Raw genomic sequence first — 6,686 nt, 5'->3', positions numbered from 1 at the left:
AAACAATAAGCCGCAGGTCATTCCGGAGATATCCGAATGGTACAGCGACAGTACAGAAAATTTTGTTCTCTCTGATCATGCAAGAATTGTCATTGGGACCGAAGATCTGGCATCCACAGCCATGGAGTTCCAGAAAGATCTGGAAGATATCACCGGTAAAAAACTGGAGATTGTCACAGGCGGACAGCCGGAAGCAGGGGATTTCTATTTCCGGCTGGGCAGTGAAGACACGATGATGGGAGATGAGGGATACCATCTGGTAATTGGGGAATCGGTTAGGGTAGATGCCATTCATACAACCGGGGCATATTGGTCAACCAGAACCATTCTTCAGACACTGAAATTAAGCAGTGATACAAATGCACTGCCCTATGGGGAAGCACGGGATTATCCAAAGTATAAGGTACGCGGATTTGTATATGACGTAGGACGTAAACCGGTATCCATGGACATGCTCCAGGATATCGTAAAAAATATGGCATGGTACAAAATGAATGATTTCCAGGTGCATCTAAGTGACAATTATATATTCCTGGAGGATTACCAGAACAGCAGTGATCCAAACCCTGCTGATGCATATGATGCTTACAGCGGATTCCGTTTAGAGTCATCTATTGCAAATGAGGAAGGAAAGACACTGGCATCCGATGATTACCACTATTCCAAACAGGAATTTAAGGAGTTTATTCAGGATTCCAGGAATTATGGCGTCAATATTGTACCGGAACTGGATGTACCGGCACATGCCATGGGAATCACGGAAGTGTTCCCGGAATATGCGGTGAATGGATGGAATCCCCGTTTTAAGGAACGTTCCATTGTAGATCATCTGGATATATCCAAACAGGAAGTAATTGATTTTACAGAAGGAATTTTTGATGACTACACCAAAGACGGCACATTTGATTCCCAGACGGTAGTTCATGTAGGGGCAGATGAATTTGAGGCTGGTACTACAGCATACAGAAATCTGCTGAACCAGTTGATACCTCATGTGAAAGAAACGAATACCGTCCGTTTCTGGGGAGGACTTACCTGGTTAAAAGATAACCCGGTTACGCAGATCAGACCGGAAGCAGTGGAAGATGTGCAGATCAATCTCTGGGCAAGATCCTGGGCGGATGGAAAAGAAATGTATGATATGGGGTATGACCTGATTAATACCCAGGATGAATACCTTTATATGGTACCCAGCGGAAACGGCAGCCGGGGAGCTTATGGGGATTATCTGAATAAGAACTCCATTTTTAATGATTTTTCACCGAACAGAGTTGCCGTTCGAGGCGGATTTACCACAATTCCTGCCGGGGACAAGCAGATGCTGGGAGCCGCTTATGCCATATGGAATGACAATATAGATAAAAGGGCAACCGGAATGACGGAAGCAGATGAGTTTAAGCGATTCTACGATTCCCTTGCGCTGATGTCCGAAAAATGCTGGGCAAACGGCAAGGAAAAGGGCAGTGTTGCCAGCATTGATGCATTGGCATCCCAGATATCCACAGCTCCTAATTCCAATCCGTATTCTACAGAAACAGATGCAGACGGCATCTATGCAGAATATAATTTTGACGGCGGCATTGGAGATGACAGCAGTGCAAATGGAAGAACCCTGACCGATATGGTAAATGTAGGACAGGCTGAGAATTTAAACGGCAGTATGTTAAAAATTGGCGGTGGTGAAAGTTATGCTGCCACGCCTGTAGAACAGCTGGGATCAGACGGAAATATGCTTTCCTTTACCCTTAAGATGGATGAAGTAAAGCCCGGGCAGATTATATTTGAAGAGGATTCTCCATACGGGACACATGATATCCGCATTGTGGAGAACAACAAACTGGGTTATACCCAGGAATTGTATGAATATGAGTTTGACTTTATTCCGGAAGCCGGAAAAACCTATAATATTATTCTGAGTGTAAACCCCCAGAAGACAGACTTGTATGTAAATGGGACATTTAATTCCTCTGCAAAAGGTTCCTTCACCAATAAAGGACTGGTAAAGAAGACAAATATTTCAAGCAGTTCTTTTGTGCTGCCGCTTGCAAGGATCGGTTCTAAAACAAATGCTTTTAAGGGCTATGTCGATAATGTCAGAATCACTAAGAGCTATGATATCAATGATCCTTCCCAAATCCCAACCAGCGGCTGGACAGTATCCTCTGACAATGAACAGGCGTTAACAGCTGATGGCAATGAGGGACCTGTTTCACTTGCATTCGATGGAAAGCCGGGAACGATCTGGCATACCCAGTATTCGCCATCCATGAAAGAACTGCCGGCTACCATTACCATTGATATGAATCAGGTAAACCGTATCCATGAATTTGTATACCTGCCCCGTCAAAGCGGAGGCATAAACGGTATTGTGACCGGTTACCAGATAAAGGTAAGTCAGGACGGCAGTAATTATGAGGTGGTTTCCAGCGGCACACTGGCTGCTGACAATACCTCCAAAACCATATCCTTTGATCCGGTGGATGCCAGATATGTACAATTTAAGGTTACCTCAGGTGAGGGCGGTTTTGGTTCAGCAGCGGAAATCAATTTAAACCAGCCTGATGCCAAAGGAGAACTGCAGGCACAGCTGACAGATGCATCCGGTATCCTGCGCGGGGATTATACCCAGGAGAGCTGGAACGCATTTAAAGCGGCTTATGATAAAGCTATGGGAATTATGAACAATCCGGATTCTACAGAAGCAGAGATAGCGGAAGCAGTTACGGGTCTTCAAAACGCAGTGAAAAATCTTGCCGTAAAACCAATTGTTGATAAATCCGCCCTGCAGAAACTGTATGACGATAACAAACAAAAAGTCCAGGGGGAATATACGGATGAAAGCTTCCGGGTATTTAAAGATGCCCTGGCAAAAGCAAAGAATGTACTGGATAATCCAAAGGCATCCCAGGAAGAGGTAAACAAGGCGGCTTCTGACTTACAGAACGCATTGGCAGCATTAAAGAAAAAGGACCCGCAGCCAGTGGTAAATAAAACAGCGCTGCAAAATCTTTACCAAACCTGCAAGAATTTAAAAGCTTCTGATTACACCAGCACTTCCTGGAAGAAATTCTCCGGTGCTCTGGCATCAGCTGCAAAAGTATTAAGTGATCCGAAAGCGGTACAGACAACGGTGGATCAGGCTTACAAGGCATTAAATACAGCCAGAAATGAGCTTGTAAAAGTAAAACCGGTTCCGAAAAAGGGAACTACCCACAAGGTAGGAAGTATAAAATACAAGGTAACTGCTGCTTCATCCAAATCCAGAACCGTAACTGTATGGCGCCCGGCTAAAAAGAACAGTACCAGTATCAAGATTCCATCAACCGTAAAATTAAACGGTTATTCCTTTAAGGTTACCGCAATATCCGATAAGGCATTTAAGAACCAGAAGAAGCTGAAAAAAGTGATTCTGGGCAGCAATATTAAGAAAGTCGGAAAAGAAAGTTTCCGGGGATGCAAGAAATTAAAATATGTGACGATTTCGTCAAAGGTACTAAAATCCATTGGCAAAAACGCTTTTAAAAACACCGAAAAGAAGATAAAAGTCACAGTTCCAAAGAAAAAGTACGGCAGCTACAAAAGATTACTGAATAAAGCAAACATTTCTAAAAATGCCAGATATGTCAAAAAATAAACCATGAAAGGGTCCGGGCGTGTTTGAAGGTAACTTCCAGCTTTCAAACACGCTGCGGGCAAAATTACCTGACAATAAATCAGGCAGATGAAATAATAAAAAGATCGGGGGATTAAGAATGAAAAGATTAAAAAGAGCACTTAGTTTTTTACTGATTATTGTTTTAACCATGACATCGGTGCAGCTAAGTGGAATTTCAGGGCCGCTTCAGGTTTCGGCTGCGGAAAATACAGCATACGAAATCTATCCCACGCCTCATGACGTGGAGTATCCGGATGGCAGTTTTACACTGTCAGATGAAGTAAATGTAATTTTTGGAGAAGGTATAGACCAGGCAACAAAAGATAAAGTGGACGATGTGCTGGAGACAGCCAGCGTATCACACGCAGTTACTGACGCTTCTGCTGAGGGGAAGACCAATTTACTGGTAGGTATCCACCGGTCAGAAGGAGCAAAAGATGCTGCGGACCAATTTGCCGCAGACCATACGGCAGTTACGGATGATCATTTTAACCAGACAGATGCCTATGTGTTAACAGCGCAGGACAATACCATTGCAGCCGTTGGGAAAGATACCAATGCTGCTTTTTATGCGTTATCCACGCTGAAAATGGTATTGCGCCAGATCACCGGAAAACAGGTGCAGAATTTTACAGTTACGGATTTTTCAGATACCGGGCTTAGAGGATTTATTGAGGGGTATTATGGACTGCCCTGGTCCAATGAAGACCGCATGAATCTCATGAAATTCGGTGGGGAAATCAAATGCAATGCTTATGTATTTGCGCCAAAGGATGACCCATACCACAATTCTAAATGGAGAGAAATGTATCCGGAAGAAAAACTGGCTGAAATCAGGGAGATGGCAGAAGTTGGCAGGAAATCCAAGTGTGATTTTGTCTGGACCATCCATCCTTTTATGAGTGACCGTATTACGGAAAGCAATTATGATGACAGTCTGGCAACGATTAAAAAGAAATTCCAGCAGCTCTATGATGCAGGAGTACGCCGTTTTGGTGTTCTGGCAGATGATGCGGGCGGAGTATCCGTAAATCTTATTGCCAAACTTCTGAATGATCTGACAGACTGGTGCAAGAGTAAAAATGATGTAAAAGATATCCTCTACTGCCCGCCGGAATATAACTGGGCTTTTGCAGGATACAGCTGGACAAATTTAAGAAATGCAAACCAATTGGTAAATGACGATGTAGACTTTTTCTGGACGGGGCAGAGTGTCTGCGGACATGTCACAAAAGAAACGGTGGATGGGTTTGTCAATGGCCTTACATCCGATGCAAAGGCAGGAAGAAAACCGCTTTTCTGGCTGAACTGGCCGGTAAATGATATTAATAAAGTGCGCATGCTCATGGGAAAAGGTGAGATGCTCAATACCGATGTAACGAATCTGGCAGGGGTGATTACCAATCCCATGCAGCAGTCAGAGCCATCCAAGGTTGCGATTTTTGCGGTTGCCGATTATGCCTGGAACATTCAGGATTTCAATCGGGACAAGAGCTGGGCAGATTCCTTTAAATATGTGGAACCGGATGCTTCCGAGGCTTTACATACCATGGCGAAACATTTATCAGACCCTTCTCCCAACGGGCATGGGCTGGTACTGGGAGAATCGGAAGAACTGGCACCTTTACTGGAAGAATTCATGACACTCTATCAATCAGGGGCATCTATTCAGGAAAAAGGAGGCCGTCTGGCAGATGAATTCCAGAAAATAGCCGATGCGGCAGACGCTTTTGAACGGGATTCCAGAAATGCAGACCTAAAGGAACAACTGTCTCCATGGACCGACTCCTTAAGATATCTGGCGAAAGCAGCAATCAATTATATCAATACTGCAATGGCGTATGAAAATAATGACTATGAAAATGTATGGAGTTACTTCTCTGAAGCATCCAGTAACTATGGATTGTCCAGACAATGCCCGGTGGTAAATATTGATGCGGTTCCGAATGTAGAGGCAGGGGCAAAACGGCTGATTCCATTTGTGAAAAATTTATCTGAATTGCTGGGACCGAAAGTAAACAGCGTAGTGAATCCAAATGCGGATAAAACAAGGCCGTTTGTACCGGTAGATTCAGAACTGCTTAAATCAGATGGATTTAACGGCACTTATAATGAATATACGCAAGACAAGGTAACGGATAAGGACGACAATACTTTTGCCTGGTTCAAAACCACACCAAATGATTCTCTTCCGGCAGGGGGCTGGCTGGGACTGGATCTTGGAAGGGAAGTAACCCTTGGAACCATTAAATTCCTTCAGGGGGGAACCACCACGGCGCAAACAGATCTGATATCAAGTGCTGCACTGGAATATTCCCTGGACGGAGAAAATTACACAGAACTGGAGTCTTATTCCGATAAGCGGGACATTTATTTTAATGCGGAAGAGCTTGGAATTAAAGCCAGATATGTCAGAGTAAGGGCAAAGGCTGCCACGAACAAATGGCTGGCGGTGAGGGAATTTGCGGTAAGCGAAGGTGAAGTGCTCCCTTCCACGGTGGCATATACAAATGTGGCATCTTTAAGCCGAAGGAGCGTTGTATCTACTGCCGATACCGCTAATTTAGAAGTGAATGACCGTAATATTACACTTGTAAAAAACCAGTATCTGGGTATTATGCTGCCAAGAATCCGAAACGTAGTCGAAATTAATTCGGACTATACACAGCAGAATCAACTGACCATGGAGGCTTCGGTCAACGGAACGGAATGGGAGGCTGTGAATCCGGGCAATCTGTCCGGCGGCATGGATATCAGGTATGTCCGCCTGATAAACAGTGGCAGCGCACCGGTTACTTTTCAACTGTCCCAGTTTGCCGTTAGGTCAAAAGAAATCGCGGCGCCCCATTTTATGGAATCTAATATTGCAGCATCCTCAATAACCAATGCGGATCTTGCAGTGGACGGAGACCGCAGCTCAAAGGCAAACTTCAGTGTATCCCAGAAGGAAGGCCAGTATATGATTTATGATCTGGGCCAGACCATTCCTGTTAAGAAACTGAAAATGGTGCAGCATGACAGTGAAGTGGAT

General features: G+C 44.3%; 2 protein-coding genes. Both read left to right on the top strand.

The window, feature by feature from the left end; all coding sequences use genetic code 11:
* Positions 1 to 3,634: family 20 glycosylhydrolase (locus RHS_RS24120; RefSeq protein WP_395023490.1), on the top strand; the 3,634-nt coding region annotated here is incomplete at its 5' end.
* A gap of 118 nt (positions 3,635 to 3,752) precedes the next feature.
* Positions 3,753 to 6,686 (top strand): beta-N-acetylglucosaminidase domain-containing protein (locus RHS_RS24115; protein ID WP_395023489.1); only part of this gene is annotated, 2,934 nt, incomplete at its 3' end.

It is taken from the genome of Robinsoniella sp. RHS (assembly GCF_001029355.1).
Classification (GTDB): domain Bacteria; phylum Bacillota; class Clostridia; order Lachnospirales; family Lachnospiraceae; genus Robinsoniella; species Robinsoniella peoriensis.
The sequence above is the reverse complement of the archived record's forward strand: the minus strand, read 5'-3'. Positions and strand labels throughout refer to the sequence as shown.